Raw genomic sequence first — 14,410 nt, 5'->3', positions numbered from 1 at the left:
GCCTGAGGAAGGCCGAATCATGCTCAAGACCAGGAGATCCTTCGCGCTCGCGGCCGCCTTCGTGGTGGCCCTGGCGGTCGGCGGTCCGGCGGCCGCCACCGCCGCGACGACGACCGACGCCGGGAGTGCCGCCCCGGCCGCCCAGGCCCGGGCCGCCCAAGCCCACGCCCAGGCCCAGGCCCAGGCCCAGGGCGGAGAGCAGGGCGGAGAGCCGGGTACGCCCACGCCGCGCGTCATCAGGGCCACCCGGGCAGCCCGGGTGGCACCGCTGGACCCGCCGTCGAGCTGGGGGCACGCGACCGTGCTGGAGGGTCCCGCCCTCGGGCCCGACGGCCGGCTGTACTTCGTCGACTTCACCGCTCCGGCCGGACACCCCAAGATCCTCCGGTACGACCCGCGGACGAAGAAAGTCATCTCTCTCCACACCGATGCCACCAGCCGCTTCTCCTCACTGCAGTTCAGCCCGGCCGACGGGAAGATCTACGTCACCGACTACGACAACGGGAAGATCGACCGGCTCGACCCGGACGGCACCGGCTTCACCACCGTCTTCTCCGGGCCCGTGGACGGCCGGGTGCTGGTGCCCGACGACATCGCCTTCAACAAGGCGGGCGACATGTACATCACCGACTACCACGGCTCGCTGGAGAAACCGGACGGCCGGGTGGTACGTCTCGACGCCCGCGGCGCCCACCCGGTCGTCCTGCAGAAGGGCCTGTCAGGCCCCAACGGCATCTCGTTCACGCCGGACTTCTCCGCCTTGTGGGTGAGCGAGTACAACCTCGGCCGCGAGGACCACTTCACCCTCGCGCCCGACGGCAAGAGCATCACCGGAGGCGGTGTGGGGATGTCCGCCAACGTCGGTGGCGGCGGCTTCGACTCCAACTCCGTCGACTCCGCCGGCAACGTGTACCAGGTGGTGCTCGGCGCCGGGAAGATCCTCGTATGGAACCCGTCCGGAGACCTGCTCGCCACGATCGTCATCCCGCAGCAGCCCCAGCCGGAGCCCCTCGTCAGCAACCTGGTGATCAAGCCGGGCTCGACCCACGGGTACATCACGGTCGGCGGCGACAACGGCGGCTACCTCTACACGTTCCACGCCCTCGCGCCGGGCCTCCCGCAGCCGGCCGGCCGCTGAGGCGGGACCGGCGGCCCTGGGGGGGGCCGCCTGCCCCCCCTCGGGCCTGACCGGTCCCTAGGACCTGTCCGCACTCCCGGTCGCGCCGGTGCCCGTGGCTTCGGCCAGGGCATCGGCGCGCACCCTCCGGCGGTCGGGCTTGTTGTTCGCGGTGAGCGGGATCGCGTCGAGCAGCCGCAGTTTCTTGGGGATCTTGTACCCCGCCAGGTCGGCCCGGCAGAAGCCGCGCAGCTCCTCCAGAGCGACCGCCCTGTCCCGGACGGCGACGATGCCCGCTTCGACCCGCTCCCCCCAGTGCCCGTCGGGCAGCCCGTACACCACCACGTCGGCGACGTGCGGGTGACGGAGGATCACTTCCTCCACCTCGCGCGGGTAGACGTTCTCACCCCCGCTGATGATGACCTCTTTCCGGCGGCCGGCGATGAACACCCAGCCGTCCTCCGTCCGTGAGGCGCGGTCGCCGATGTGCACACCGTCGGCCCGGAACGTCTCCGCGGTCTCCTCCGGCAGCCCGTAGTACCCGTGCCCCTGCCAGGGGCAGGCGACCACGAGATCGCCGACGACACCCGCGGGGACCTCGCGGCCGTCCTCGCCGAGGATCCGTACGGTCGCGCCGGGGAGCGGCCGGCCCACACCGGTGAACCGGCCTGCCAGCAGGTCCTCGTGGTCGAATCCCATGACCGAGCCGAACTCGGTGGCGCCGAATCCGGCACGGATCCTGGCGTTCGGGAAGTCGCGCAGCAGACCGCGTACGAAGTCGTCGGTGGACGGAGCGGACCCGAAGCGGATCGCGGTGACGTTCTCGCGGCGGGTCGTGGCGAAGTCGGGGTGGGCGCGGAGCGCGCTGAACATCGTGGGCGCGCCCATGAGACGGCCGGCGCCGCGGTCGATCGCGGCGAGTACGGAGCCCGCGTCGAACCGGCGCTGGATCCACACCTCTCCGCCAGCGAGCAGCGGAGCCAGCAGGTTCGTGCCCAGGGTGATGTGGAAGAACGGCGAGAAGAACAGCTCGATGTCGGCGGGTGTGCGCGGGTTCCCGTGCGCGCAGGTGTTCAGCCAGAGCCACAGGCTGCGCTGGGTGTGGAGTACGCCCTTCGGCGTTCCGGTCGTGCCGCCGGTGGCGAAGATGATGGCGGGGGCGTCCTCCGCCGGGGGTATGAGGGTCCCGCCGTGGCTGTGACTGTGGCCGTGGCTGTGGCTGTGGCTGTGGCTGGGACCGGCCAGTGGGGCCGTACGGTCGGCCACGGGCCTGCGCTCGCCCGCCGCGGTCAGCTCGACGACCCGGCAGCCCGTCTCCTGGGCGAGCGGCGCGTGGGCCGGGTCCGCGATCACGACAGCGGGGTCGAGCGTGGCGAGGTAGGCGCGCGCTTCAGGACCGGTCAGGCGGCCGTTGAGCGGGGCGGCCACCAGACCCGCGGCCAGCGCGCCGAGGATGACCACCGTGTGCGGAATCGACGGCTCCATGGCCGTCACGACCCGGTCACCGGTCCGCAGCCCGGAGCGCAGCAGCCCCACGGCGACGGCGTCCATCGCATCGGCCAGCTCGGCGAAGGTCAGTTCGCCCGAGTCGTCCCGCAGGGCTCGTCGATGAGCCCCGTGCGGTCCTGAGCCGATCGCGCGCAGCCAGTTCGGCAGTGTCAGTTCGTGACCCACGAAGGTGCTCCCTTGGTCGTCAGCCAGTGGTCGTCAGCCGGTGGTCGTCAGCCGGCGCAGTCAGCGCGAGGAGTTCGCTGCAGGCTATCGGCCGAAACGCCAATTGAGTACTCCCTTCTCGGTTTTGATTGACCGGCACCCACCGAGGATCCGACCAAGAGGCTCCACCATCTCCCTCATCCCCTCCCCCGGAGATGCGCGACTCCCCCGGAGATGCGCGACCCCTTGTCGACGACCCAATAAAGTGTACTCTTTTCATCAGAGCGCCTCACTCCTCCGATGGGAGCGACCGACGTGGCACCGCGGGACGCGCTGGATGCGCCCGCCCGCACGGTGTCGCGGATGGCGCACGACCGCACCACGGGGAGGGACTGATGGAGTTCGCTTTGAGTGACGCGGACACGGCGTTTCGTAGCGACCTCGTCGGCTTTCTGGACCGCGAACTCGCCGACGGATGGGACCGCTCCGAGCGTGGTCTCGGCAGCGCGGTGTACACCGACTTCTCGAAGGACTTCGTACGCACCCTGGCGGCCAAGGGGTGGCTCACACCGCACTGGCCGCGCGAGTACGGCGGTGGCGGCCAGGGCGCCTGGCAGCACTTCGTGCTCGGCGAGGAGATGTGGAAGCGGGGAGAGCCCCGCGGTCCGCAGTACATGAACGTGAACTGGGTCGGCCCCGCCCTCATCAAGTACGGCACCGAAGAACAGAAGAGGACGCTCCTGCCGCCGATCACCCGGGGCGATGTCTTCTGGTGCCAGGGCTTCTCCGAGCCGGAGGCCGGCACCGACCTCGCGGCCCTGCGGACCCGCGCGGTCCGCGACGGTGACGACTACGTCCTCAACGGCCAGAAGATCTGGACCTCGTACGCGAACCGGGCCGACTACTGCTTCCTCCTCGCACGCACCGGTTCCGTGGCGGACGGGCGGGACGGGATCTCCGTGTTCCTGCTGCCGCTGAGGACGCCGGGCGTCGAAGTCAGGCGGATCGACGGCTTCGTGGGGGACCACTCCTTCAACGAGCTGTTCCTCACCGACGTCAGGGTTCCCGGGAACTGCCTGCTCGGCGAGGAGAACAAGGGCTGGGACATCGTCCGCAGGACCCTCGCCTACGAGCGGGTCGGCGCCCCGCGCTATGCGCGGGCGGCCCTGGTGCTCGACGGGCTCGCCGACTGGTGCCGGGCGGCCGGTCTGCTCACGGATCCGGGCGTACAGGAGCAGTTCGGTGACGCGAGAGCGCTCTGCGAGGCCGCCCGTGTCCTGGTCTACCGGGTCATCGACGAGCGGGCCAAGGCGAAGGAGCCCTCGCCCATGGCCTATCAGGCCCGTGCGGCGATGGTGCAGGCCGAGCGTGCGGTCGGGGATCTCGCGCTCGATGTCATGGGAACCGAGGCCCTGGTCGAGCAGTCGACGGGCGACGCGCAGTTCCGTAACTCGCTCGGCGCCGGTATCGCCGCCGGCAGCTACGAAGTCCAGCTCAACCTGATCAGCCGCCTGATCCTGAAGCTGCCGAAGGAATAGAGCCGAAGGAACAGACGAGCGACAGAGACGAGCGGCAGACAAGCAACAGGCAAGCGACAGACGAGGAAGCGACGTGGATTTCGAACGATCGGATACGCAGCGGGCGCTGCTGGACGCACTGGCCACCCTGTTGAACCGGCACGCCGGGACCGGGCGCTGCCGCGAGCTGGCCGCGCGCGGGGCGTACGACCACGCGCTGGAGTCCGAGCTGCGCGCGGCGGGTTTCCTCGACCTGTTCGGCGAGGCCGGCGCGGGGCCGCTGGAGGCCACGCTGGCGGTCGAGCAGATCGGCGCGGAGCTCGGTGCGGTCACCCCGGTGCCGCACCTGCTCGTACTGCCCGCGCTCGGACTGCCGGTGCCCGAGGGGCCGGTCGTCCTGGCCGGCCCGTCGGGCAGCGGCGGCCCGGCGCCCGTACGGTACGGCGGCGAGGCCCGGCACATCCTCACGGCGGGCGCCGACCGGTCCGCCGATGGGCGCGCCGGTGAGCCCGCGGACCGGTGCGTCGCGGCGGAGTTGAGCCCGGACGACGCGGAGCCGGTTCCGTCGGCGTACGGCTTTCCGCTGGCCCGGGTGGTGCCGCTCCGCGCCCGTGACCTCGCTCCCGGGACCTCGCAGACCATGATCAACTGGTGGCGGGTCGGGGTGTGCGCCGAGGCTCTCGGCATGATGCAGCGGGCGTTCGACCTCACCGTCGAGTACGCGAAGGACCGCACGGTGTTCGGGCGGGCCCTCGGTTCGTTCCAGGCGTTGCAGCACCGCCTGGCCGAGTTGAGCGTGCTCGTCGAAGGCGCGCGCTGGCTCACCTACGAGGCGGCGTTCCTCGGCGCCACCGCGGAGTCGTCGGCGGTCGCGGCCGCGCACACGATGACCGCACTGCGGCGCCTGACGCGGGAGACGCATCAGATCACGGGTGCGGTCGGGCTGACCCGGGAACACGATCTGCACCTCTGGACCCTCCGGCTGCAGGCGCTCAGGGCCGAACTCGGCGGGCTGCGCGCGCACCGGCGAGCCGTGGTGACCTCGCGCTGGGAGGTCATGGCGGCATGAGTGAACCCGTCGCGTTCACCCCGGATCAGGAAGCGCTCGCCGGGTCGGTCCGGAGCTACTGCGCGGCCAGGTGCACCGAAGACGTCCAGCGGGCGGGCTCCGGGGCGTTCCCCTGGTCCTTCTGGCAGGGGCTGGCCGAGCTGGGCGTGCTGTCGCTCGCGGTGCCCGGCGAGGAGGGCGGCGCGGGCGAAATCGCCGCAGCGTCCATGGAGTTGGGTCGGGCCTTCGCCCCCGGACCGCTGGCGGCGACGGTCTTCGCCGCGCATACGCTGCCGTCCGTGTACACGTCCGCCGTCGTGTCCGGCGCGAGTCTGGTGTCGTGGGGCCGTCCCCCGCTGATGCCGTGGGCGCCGCTCGCCGAGGTGTTCATCGAGAGCGGTACGGACGGCGAAGCGGCCTGGCTCGCGCGCCCCGCCGGTGGGCCGACCGCACTGGAGACGCTGGGCAACGAACCGTGGGGGCGGGTTCCGCTGGAGCGCGTACTCCCGCTGGAACGTGTCCGGGCGGGAACAGACCTCGCGGACATGGCACTCGCGGGGTATCTGTGGGGCGCGGGACAGCGCGTACTGGACGCGGCCGTCGAGCACGCACGCACCCGGGTCCAGTTCGGCCGTGCCATCGGCACCTTCCAGGCCGTAGCCCATCCGATCGCGGACGCGGGCCTCGGGCTCGAAGCCGCGCGGCAGCTCATCAAGGTCGCGGCGAAAGCGGTCGACCAGCGGCACCCCCAGGGGTCCGCGCTGACCGGCGCCGCCCGGCTGTCCGCGGCGAGAGCCGCGATGGACGCGGCTTTCGTCTCCCATCAGACGCACGGGGCCATGGGCTACTCCGTGGAAGGGCCGATCGGCCACATCGCGCAGCGCATCAGGCAACTCTCCCTGTTGCCGTCGCACGCGAACCACACTGGCGAACAGGTACTGGCGATGTATTCGGAGAGTGGTCGGGAATGACACAGGACCAGCAGCACGGGGCGGACGGCGCGGACGCGGCGGACGGGGCGGACACGGCGGACGGCGCGGAGGGGGCGGGCCCGGTGGAGCCCGAGGTGCTCTTCGAGAAGCGTGAACACATCGCGTACATCACGCTCAACCGGCCGCACAAGGGAAACTCCCTGACCGGAACGATGATGCCGCAGATGAAGGCCGTCTGGAGCGAGGTACGGGACGATCCGTGGATCCGTGCGGCCATCGTCACCGGCACCGGCGACCGGCACCTGTGCACCGGCGCGGACGTGAACGTCGTGGCGGGCCGGGGCGGCATGAGCACCGGCACAGGCCCCCTGACCGACGAGGTCTTCTGGTCGCCGCGGCAGAACCGGGTCTGGAAACCGGTCATCTGCGCGGTCAACGGCCTGGCGGCCGGGGCCGGTCTGCACTTCGTGGTCGACGCCGACATCGTGGTCGCGTCGGAGCGGGCGAGCTTCATGGACACCCACGTCAATGTCGGCCTGGTGGGGGCGATGGAGAACATCGGACTCGCCAAGCGCCTGCCGTTGGGCTCGGCGCTGCGGATGACGCTGATGGGCAAGGGCTACCGGATGCCCGCGGAGCGCGCGTACCAGCTGGGCCTTGTGGACGAACTGGTCGCCCACGACCGGCTCATGGACACGGCGGAGGAGATGGCCCGGTGCATCGCCAAGAACTCACCCGCCGCGGTGTCCCTGTCTCAGCAGGCGATCTGGGGCTCGCTGGACATGTCGTACACCCAGGCGTGCGAGTACGGATGGGCGCTCCTGCGGATGCACTGGGCACACCCCGACTCGAAGGAGGGACCCAGGGCGTTCAGCGAGGGGCGCGAACCGAAGTGGACCACCGCGGCCGGCAAGGACGAGTGACATGGACTTCGGATTCACGCCCGCCGAGGAGGCGTTCCGCGGCGAGGTGCTCGACTTCCTGGCCGGACACCAGGGCCTGAACGGCTACTTCCACCGCGGGGAGAACACCGGGGACGGCGTACGGAAGGTCTACCGGGCGCTCGGGGAGCGTGGCTGGCTGTCGCTGTCCTGGCCGGTGGAGTTCGGTGGCGGGGGCCTGTCACCCGCGTACGAGTTCATCCTCTGGGACGAGATGGCCTACGCGCGGGTCGCCAGGCCGCCGATGGGTCCGGGCCTCGTCGCCAAGGCGCTCATGGCCCACGGGACGGCCGAGCAGTGCGAACGGCTCCTTCCCGGCCTCCGGCTCGGGCAGCTCAACTTCGCGCTCGGCTACTCGGAGCCGGATGCCGGCTCGGATCTGGCGGCGGTACGGACCCGGGCGACCCGGGCCGGCGACGAGTACGTGATCGACGGCGCCAAGTGCTGGACGTCCAACGCCCACTGGGCCGACTGCATCTGGCTGCTCTGCCGGACCGGGGCCCAGGACAGCAGGTCGCGCGGGCTCAGCGTCCTGATCGTGCCGCTGGACCACCCCAGTGTCTCGGTCTCCCCGATCCCCACGCATGACGGCGGGCGCCTGAACGAGGTCCGGTTCGACGGGGTGCGGGTCCCGGCCGGGAACCGTGTCGGCGACGAGAACGCCGGGTGGCAGGTGGTCGCGTCCGCGCTCGCGGTGGAACGGCACGTCCAGTTCCCGCCGAAGCGGCTGCGACGGGACCTCCAGGACCTCGTCTCCTGGCTGGAGAAGTCGGGCCTGAGCCACGATCCCGTCGTCCGCCGACGGCTGTCCGAACTCGCCGTGCGGGTCGCCGAGGTGGAGGCGCTGGCCCTGGCGCTGCTGGGCGAGATCATCAGCGGCGAGCCGTCGGCGGTCCCGGCGGCGTACCACAAACTGGCCGGTACCCGGCTCGCCCAGGAGATCGCGCGTTCGGCCATGGAGTTCGGGTCGAGCGAGGCGCTGGTCAAGGACAGTGACGTCGAGTTCATGTGGCGCCAGGCGATCCTGGAAACGGTCGGCGGCGGAACGTCGGAAATGATGCGCGGACTCATCGCACGCCAGGCGTTCGGCCTCGACAGCAAAGGCTGAGGGGTGAGGGGGCTGAGGGGCTGAGGACTGAGGGCCGTCGCGCCGCCTCATTGCCCACCCACGGCAGCTCACCGACAGCACCCGCGTAACAGCAACTGGGTAACAGCAACGCTCACCATGCCGTATGCCGCACGCTCATATGCCGCACGCTCAAGGGAGTCAGTCATGCCCGCTGCACCCTCCGCGTCGTCCCCGCCAAGCCCGGAGAGACCGGGAGGACCCGGGAATCCCGAGGGGCCCGGGAACCCCAGGAACCCCGGGAACCCACCACCCACGGCGCCGGATCCCGCCCTGCTGCGCAAGGTTGCGCTGTCGAGCCTGCTCGGCACGGTCATCGAGTACTACGACTTCCTGCTGTACGGCACGATGACCGCCCTGGTCTTCGGCCGCTTGTTCTTCCCCGAGTCGAATCCCACGGTCGGCACGATCGCCGCGTTCGGGACGCTGGCCGCCGGCTATGTCGCACGGCCCGTGGGCGGCGCGGTCTTCGGCCACTTCGGCGACCGGCTCGGACGCAAGACCGTACTCATCGTGACGATGGTCCTCATGGGCGCGGCGAGCTGTCTGATCGGGCTGCTGCCCACGTACGCGACCATCGGCGTCGCGGCCCCCGTCCTGCTGATCCTGTTCCGCATCGTCCAGGGCATCGCCATCGGAGGTGAGTGGGGCGGCGCCACGCTGATGGTCGTCGAACACGCCGACGCACGGCGCCGCGGCCTGTGGAACGGCGTGATGCAGATGGGGTCACCGATCGGCTTCCTGCTGTCCAGCCTCGCGGTCACCGCGATCACGCTTCTTCCCCAGGACCGGTTCGAGGCATGGGGCTGGCGGATCCCGTTCCTGTTCAGCGGGCTGCTGCTGGGCGTCGGCCTGTATGTGCGCGTCAGCATCACGGAGAGCCCGCTGTTCCAGCAGGCGGCGCGGGCCCGGGAGGAGCGAACGGGGGCGGAGCCACCCCGTATCCCGCTGGCCCAGGTGCTGCGCGCACCACGTGTCCTGGTCCTGGCGTGCGCGGTCGGCATCGGCCCCTTCGCGCTGACCGCCCTGATCGGCACCTTCATGCTCACCTACGCCAAGGCCGTCGGGTACGAGACGTCCGACGTGATGACCGGCCTCACGGCCACGTCGCTCACCGGCCTGGTGGCCATACCGGGCTTCTCCGCACTCTCGGACCGCCTCGGCCGCCGGGCGGTCTCGCTGGGAGGCGCGGCGGGGATCGTGCTGCTCGCCTTCCCGATCTACGCCCTGATCAATACGGGGTCCGTGACGCTGCTGATTCTCGGCATGGTGCTGGGACAGGTGGTCCAGAACGCGATGTACGCCCCGCTGGGCCCCCTGTTGTCGGAAATGTTCGGCACCCGGGTGCGCTACACGGGAGCGTCGATGGGCTACCAGCTGGCCGCACTGATCGGCGGCGGCTTCGTCCCGCTCTACGCGAGCAGCCGCCTGTCGGCTTCGGGCGACATCTCCAGCACCCCGCTCGCCACGCTGGCCATGGTCTGCGGACTGATCACGGCGCTCGCCGTCTGGCGCACGGCGGAAACCCGCGGCCGGGACCTGTCCGAGGAGCCGGCTGGAGCCCTTCCCGAGGACCTGCCCGAGGACCTGCCCGAGGGTCCGGGCGTCACCGCATAGAGATCCGGTACGCTGTTGTGGGTCTACAAGCCCCGCCTTCGTAGCTCAGGGGATAGAGCACCGCTCTCCTAAAGCGGGTGTCGCAGGTTCGAATCCTGCCGGGGGCACAGCGTTTACGCAGGTCACAGCATGTTTCGCCCTCTCGGAGAGCCCTTCGAGGGGGCGTTTCGCTGTGCGGGCGGGGAATCGGGGTCCAGGGCGCCGGTCGCCGGTCGCCCGCCTCCGGCGGTGTCGAAGAGGAGAGCGGCTCACCGTCAAGGCCCAACTTGCCCGGACAGGCCGCGCGTTGGCCTTGAAGGGTGCGTCGTGTCCGGCTCCGACCGGATGTGGATGCCGTTACCTGGCCCGGGCCGGGATGCCCGGAGCCGCGGACGTACCCCGGTACCTCAGCTTGTGGTCGTCGGTGGGCTCCCACACCTGTCTGCAGCCCGTGCAGTACCAGCGCCACCGGTCCGGCAGTTTCGGGACAGTGGTGCTGGTGTCCTTCCACAGGGGGCGCGGTTCGCGGCAGTGGGGGCATTGCGGTGGTCTCAGCACCATGGGGGTCTCTCCTCGGCCATCCCCTCAGCCTTGCCCCTGCGCCGTCGTGCGTCCTGCGGACTCGCTGCTGCCACCCGTACGGGGTACGGAGGGTCCTCTCCCGCTCGGGCTCAGGCGTGCGCTGTGCCGCAGGAACGAGTACGTCTTCGTGCCGGCCTGCAGCAGGTTGGCGCAGGCCAGCGCGGCCCACAGGCCCGTGAGGCCGTAGGCGTCGGCGACCGGGACCGCCAGTGCGGCGAGCACCCCGAACCACACCACCGTCGACACCAGGCTCGGGCCCGCCCGTCTGAGGCCGACCAGGGCGAAGCCCGCCACCGCCTGCAGCGCGTCCGCGACCACCACCGCGAGGACCAGCGGCAGCAGCCGTACCACCTGGTGGGCGAGCGAGGCGTCCGTGGTGAACAGGCCGACCACCGGGGTACGCAGGGCCAGCAGCGCCGCTCCGAGCACCGTGACCGCGCTCAGGGCCACCCGGACGCCCGCCCCCACACTGCGGCGGATCCTCCGCACGTCGCCCCGGGCCGCGTGCTCGGCGATCAGCGGGACCGTGGACTGGCCGACCGCGACCGCCGCGGTGAAGATGACGTTCACCAGCGACTCCGCGACGCCGTGCACGGCCGCCGCGTCCGTACTGATCCGCGCCGCGGCGAACGTCAGGACGCCCAGTACCGAGAACTTCACCAGGACCGTGCCACCGAGCGGGATGCCCACCGCCGCCAGCCCCAGCACCCGCCGCGGTTCGGGGCGTCCGGGCCACAGCGGCCGTCCGGCCAGCACCGTCCGTCTGCGCAGGGCGAGTTGGTTCAGCCCGGTGCTGATCGAGCTCGCGGCGAGCATGGCCACGCCCGCACCGGTCAGCCCCCGGCTCGGGAGCGGGCCGGGGCCGCCGACCAGCAGGACCGACAGGGTGACGGATACCGCGGTGCCGATGAGACCGGAACGCATCACCTGGGCGGAGTGGCCCAGCGCGACCAGGACCGATGTCGCCGATCCGCCCACGGCGATCAGCAGCACACTGCCCGCCAGCAGCCAGGGCAGCGGCCCCAGTTGGTGGAGTACGGCGGGCTGCACACCCCAGAGCCCGCCGATGTACGGCACCGCGGCGACCACCGCCGCACACACCCCGCCCACCGCGAACGCCAGCCACATCCCGCTCCGTACCAACGGCAGCAGTTCGTCCGGGGACTCACGGTGCGGGGTGATGAACGGCATCACCCCGCGCAGGGCACCCGCCACGGTGGCGGTGGCGGGCCCGAAGACCGCGACGGCCACGGCGAACGCGGCCAGCGAGGCGGTCGCGTGCCGCCCCAGCAGTACGGTGTCGACGAGCGAACCCGCCGACGCGGCAAGGGTGGTCGCGTAGAGCGGGGCCGCCGTCCTGGCGATGGCCGTGAACGCGCTGCGGTCGTTGCTCACATACGGGGATCCTGCCACTCCTGCCACCCCTGGCGCGGGCGGACAGCGGAAATCCGGCTCCTGGTGCCTCTGTATCGCCGTGTTGCTGTGCCGCCGTACCGCTGTGCCGCCGTACCGCTGTGCCGCCGTACCGCTGTGCCGCCGTACCGCTGTGCCGCTTTGCTGTGCCGCCGTACCGCTCAGAGACGCGCGGGACTCAGGGATGCATCCGCGCTCTGCCCGCCACCGCTCCCGCCCGCGAGCCCCGCCGCCTCCTTGATCGCCTCCACCGCACGGGCGATCCGCTCCGGCGACTCCCGTATCCGGCGGCTGAACTCCACATGCAGGAAGGGGAGTTCATCGTCGTCCGCGGCCCGGCCCTGGACGTTCGTGCGGCCTTCGAGCGAGCAGCGGCGCACCCAGACACGGCAGACGGCGAAATCCTGGCGGGACAGCGCTGCCGCCAGCCCTTCGCCCCAGGCGCGGCCGTGGTCCCCCCGGCCGGTGGAGACGATCACGTCGTAGTCGGGCTCGGTGGAGTTGGCGAAGCCGTGCAGCTGGATGCCCGGCAGGCGGTGGGCGATCAGTTCGGCGCAGACCGCGTGGAAGACGGTGTCGCGGCGGTGGGCCACGTCCGCCGCGCCGTTCTCGCCCGCCCTGCGGTTGGTGCCCGCCATGACCAGCACCCCGCCGGGCGTGGCGCGCCAGGCCCCCACCCCCAGCTTCTCGCTGTCGGCGTCGGCGACCGGGTGCGGGATCTGCGCGGACCACGTCACCACCGGCCGCGCCGGGTCGCCCGGGGCCCCGGCCGGCCGGTCCTGCGGCAGGTCCACGTACACCCGCCCCCACCCCCGGGTGACCTCCCTGGCCCGGTCCGCGATCTCGGCGAAGGGGCGGCCGGTGGCCGTGTCGGTGTACGTGGTGACGCCGAAGTCGACCTCGGCCAGGCGCTTTCCGGCCTCCGCGCGGCGGCCGTCCAGATACAGGCCGACGCCGTCGGCGACCGTGCGGCGCTCCAGGGCGGAGGGCGGGCGGAAGGCGCTGCGGCGGATCGTCTGCCGGGTGAAGTCGTCGATCCGCGCGGCGAGGTCGACACGCTCGCGCGGCTGCGCACGCGGCGGCCTCGATTTTGCGGAGTCGTTCCCTCCACTTGACGTGATGAGAACCACAGCCACCACTACCACTGCCATGACCAGCGATATCGCCAAGATCACTGTCCTACCGGCCCAAGGAGTCGTCATATTCGAGTAAAAATACACGGGTGACCCGACGCACTTATGTTCCCTTCACATCTCGCGCCGCAGCGACCGCTCTCCTCGCGCTGGCCGCGGTCGGGTGTTCGCTCCTGAACGGCGGCGGGCCGGACGCGTCGGGCACGTCCGGCAAGGGGAGATCGGGCAAGGGCGACGGCCCGTCGTTCACGGTGGCCGCGGCCGGCGACATCCTCATCCACCCGCCGCTCATCGACCAGGCCCGCAAGGACGCCAAGGCCGAAGGCAAGCAGGGGCTCGACTTCTACCGGCTGATGGCCGGGGTGCAGCCGGTCATCTCCCGGGCGGATCTGGCGATCTGCCACTTCGAACCGGTGGTGGGCAAGCCCAACGGCCCGTTCCGCAGCTTCCCCGACTTCCTGGTACCCCCGCAGATCACCACCGCGGTCAAGAAGATCGGGTACGACACCTGCTCGACCGCCTCGAACCACACCCTCGACCACGGCGCGGCCGGCGTGAAGCGCACGCTGGACGCACTCGACAAGGCCGGGCTGAAGCACACCGGTTCGGCACGCAGCAGCGCCGAGGCCGACAAGCCGCTGATCATGGACGTGAAGGGCGTCAAGGTCGCGCAGATCTCGTACGCCTTCGGGTTCAACGGGCGCGAGGTCCCCGCGGACAAGCCCTGGCTGGCCAACCGGACGGCGTTCGACCGGATCAAGAAGGCCGAGCAGCGGGCCCGCGCAGCCGGCGCCGATGTGGTCATCCTCAGCATCCACTGGGGCCGCGAGCACCACCCCGAGCCGAGTTCGGGGCAGATCGGCCTTGCCCGCCGGATCGCCCGGGAGACCGGGATCAACCTGGTCATCGGACATCACGCCCATGTCGTCCAGCCGATGGAGAAGGTCGACGGCACCTGGATCGCGTACGGGCTCGGCAATCAGGTCGCCCGGCACGAGGTGCCGTCCGGGCTGACCGAGGAGGGCATCATCGGCTGGTTCGACTTCCACAAGCGGGGCGGCAGCTGGGAGGTCAGGGCCCGTTACGTGCCGACGCTCGTCTCCATCCCGCCGGCGTCCGACGCCGCGAACCCGCCGGCCGCCGACGCGGTGCAGGACCACCGGCTCATCGATGTGGCGGCGGCCCTGCGCGACGGCGGGAAGCTGACCGCCGAGGAGAAGGCCCGCTACCAGCTGGCGTTCGAGCGCACCGAGGGCACGATGCTCAACCGCGGTGCCGCGCAGGACGGGCTGGAGCCACTGGAGAGACTGCCCGGCTGACCTGCGGCGGGGCCTGGCGGCAGCGGCCGTCCG

At 71.3% G+C, this 14,410-nt stretch carries 11 protein-coding genes and 1 tRNA gene; 9 read left to right on the top strand and 3 right to left on the bottom strand.

Annotated features, from left to right (window positions below; all coding sequences use genetic code 11):
• The first annotated feature begins 19 nt into the window (after nucleotides 1-19).
• Nucleotides 20-1,138 carry an SMP-30/gluconolactonase/LRE family protein gene (locus tag OG510_RS22570; RefSeq protein ID WP_406139107.1) on the top strand — a complete coding sequence of 373 codons (1,119 nt, stop codon included), beginning with the start codon at nucleotides 20-22 and terminating at the stop codon, nucleotides 1,136-1,138.
• A gap of 57 nt (nucleotides 1,139-1,195) precedes the next feature.
• Here OG510_RS22570 and OG510_RS22565 read toward each other — a convergent pair whose 3' ends face one another.
• Nucleotides 1,196-2,791 carry a class I adenylate-forming enzyme family protein gene (locus OG510_RS22565; RefSeq protein WP_406139106.1) on the bottom strand — a complete coding sequence of 532 codons (1,596 nt, stop codon included), beginning with the start codon at nucleotides 2,789-2,791 and terminating at the stop codon, nucleotides 1,196-1,198.
• Between the two features lie 374 nt (nucleotides 2,792-3,165).
• Between OG510_RS22565 and OG510_RS22560 the strand changes: the two genes are divergently transcribed.
• The 7 genes from OG510_RS22560 (at nucleotide 3,166) to OG510_RS22530 (ending at nucleotide 10,058) form a co-directional block, all read left to right on the top strand.
• Nucleotides 3,166-4,308, top strand: coding sequence for an acyl-CoA dehydrogenase family protein (locus tag OG510_RS22560; RefSeq protein WP_406139104.1), 1,143 nt, complete (start codon nucleotides 3,166-3,168; stop codon nucleotides 4,306-4,308).
• A 73-nt stretch (nucleotides 4,309-4,381) separates the two neighbouring features.
• The gene (locus tag OG510_RS22555) at nucleotides 4,382-5,356 is read left to right on the top strand and encodes an acyl-CoA dehydrogenase family protein (RefSeq protein WP_406139103.1); all 975 of its coding nucleotides are present in this window, start codon (nucleotides 4,382-4,384) and stop codon (nucleotides 5,354-5,356) included.
• Nucleotides 5,353-6,306: an acyl-CoA dehydrogenase family protein gene (locus OG510_RS22550; protein WP_406139102.1), complete on the top strand. Its 954-nt coding sequence runs from the start codon at nucleotides 5,353-5,355 to the stop codon at nucleotides 6,304-6,306. Before OG510_RS22555 ends, OG510_RS22550 begins: the two co-directional genes overlap by 4 nt.
• Nucleotides 6,303-7,190 (top strand): enoyl-CoA hydratase/isomerase family protein, encoded by an 888-nt coding sequence (locus OG510_RS22545; protein ID WP_406139101.1) that lies wholly within the window; start codon nucleotides 6,303-6,305, stop codon nucleotides 7,188-7,190. The genes OG510_RS22550 and OG510_RS22545 overlap by 4 nt, the downstream gene beginning before the upstream one ends.
• A 1-nt stretch (nucleotide 7,191) precedes the next feature.
• Nucleotides 7,192-8,316 (top strand): acyl-CoA dehydrogenase family protein, encoded by a 1,125-nt coding sequence (locus OG510_RS22540; protein ID WP_406139100.1) that lies wholly within the window; start codon nucleotides 7,192-7,194, stop codon nucleotides 8,314-8,316.
• Between the two features lie 165 nt (nucleotides 8,317-8,481).
• Nucleotides 8,482-9,951, top strand: coding sequence for an MFS transporter (locus OG510_RS22535; protein ID WP_406139099.1), 1,470 nt, complete (start codon nucleotides 8,482-8,484; stop codon nucleotides 9,949-9,951).
• 34 nt (nucleotides 9,952-9,985) lie between these two features.
• Nucleotides 9,986-10,058 (top strand) — tRNA-Arg (locus OG510_RS22530).
• 457 nt (nucleotides 10,059-10,515) lie between these two features.
• Here OG510_RS22530 and OG510_RS22525 read toward each other — a convergent pair.
• Nucleotides 10,516-11,907, bottom strand: coding sequence for an MATE family efflux transporter (locus OG510_RS22525; protein ID WP_406139098.1), 1,392 nt, complete (start codon nucleotides 11,905-11,907; stop codon nucleotides 10,516-10,518).
• A 179-nt stretch (nucleotides 11,908-12,086) separates the two neighbouring features.
• Nucleotides 12,087-13,076, bottom strand: coding sequence for a hypothetical protein (locus OG510_RS22520; protein ID WP_406139096.1), 990 nt, complete (start codon nucleotides 13,074-13,076; stop codon nucleotides 12,087-12,089).
• Nucleotides 13,077-13,147: 71 nt separating this feature from the next.
• Here OG510_RS22520 and OG510_RS22515 point away from each other — a divergent pair, with 71 nt between their 5' ends.
• On the top strand, nucleotides 13,148-14,377 hold the full coding sequence (locus tag OG510_RS22515) for a CapA family protein (protein WP_406139095.1): 1,230 nt from the start codon (nucleotides 13,148-13,150) through the stop codon (nucleotides 14,375-14,377).
• The last annotated feature ends 33 nt before the right edge of the window (nucleotides 14,378-14,410 follow it).

Origin of the sequence: Streptomyces sp. NBC_01089 (assembly GCF_045162975.1) — a bacterium.
In the GTDB taxonomy this organism is placed as follows: domain Bacteria; phylum Actinomycetota; class Actinomycetes; order Streptomycetales; family Streptomycetaceae; genus Streptomyces.
The sequence above is the reverse complement of the archived record's forward strand: the minus strand, read 5'-3'. Positions and strand labels throughout refer to the sequence as shown.

Excerpts from the sequence above, each read along its gene's own strand:
- OG510_RS22535 (WP_406139099.1), top strand. The coding sequence starts at position 8,482 with ATGCCCGCTGCACCCTCCGCGTCGTCCCCGCCAAGCCCGGAGAGACCG.
- OG510_RS22545 (WP_406139101.1), top strand. The coding sequence starts at position 6,303 with ATGACACAGGACCAGCAGCACGGGGCGGACGGCGCGGACGCGGCGGAC.
- OG510_RS22560 (WP_406139104.1), top strand. The coding sequence starts at position 3,166 with ATGGAGTTCGCTTTGAGTGACGCGGACACGGCGTTTCGTAGCGACCTC.
- OG510_RS22550 (WP_406139102.1), top strand. The coding sequence starts at position 5,353 with ATGAGTGAACCCGTCGCGTTCACCCCGGATCAGGAAGCGCTCGCCGGG.
- OG510_RS22520 (WP_406139096.1), bottom strand. The coding sequence starts at position 13,076 with ATGGCAGTGGTAGTGGTGGCTGTGGTTCTCATCACGTCAAGTGGAGGG.
- OG510_RS22570 (WP_406139107.1), top strand. The coding sequence starts at position 20 with ATGCTCAAGACCAGGAGATCCTTCGCGCTCGCGGCCGCCTTCGTGGTG.
- OG510_RS22540 (WP_406139100.1), top strand. The coding sequence starts at position 7,192 with ATGGACTTCGGATTCACGCCCGCCGAGGAGGCGTTCCGCGGCGAGGTG.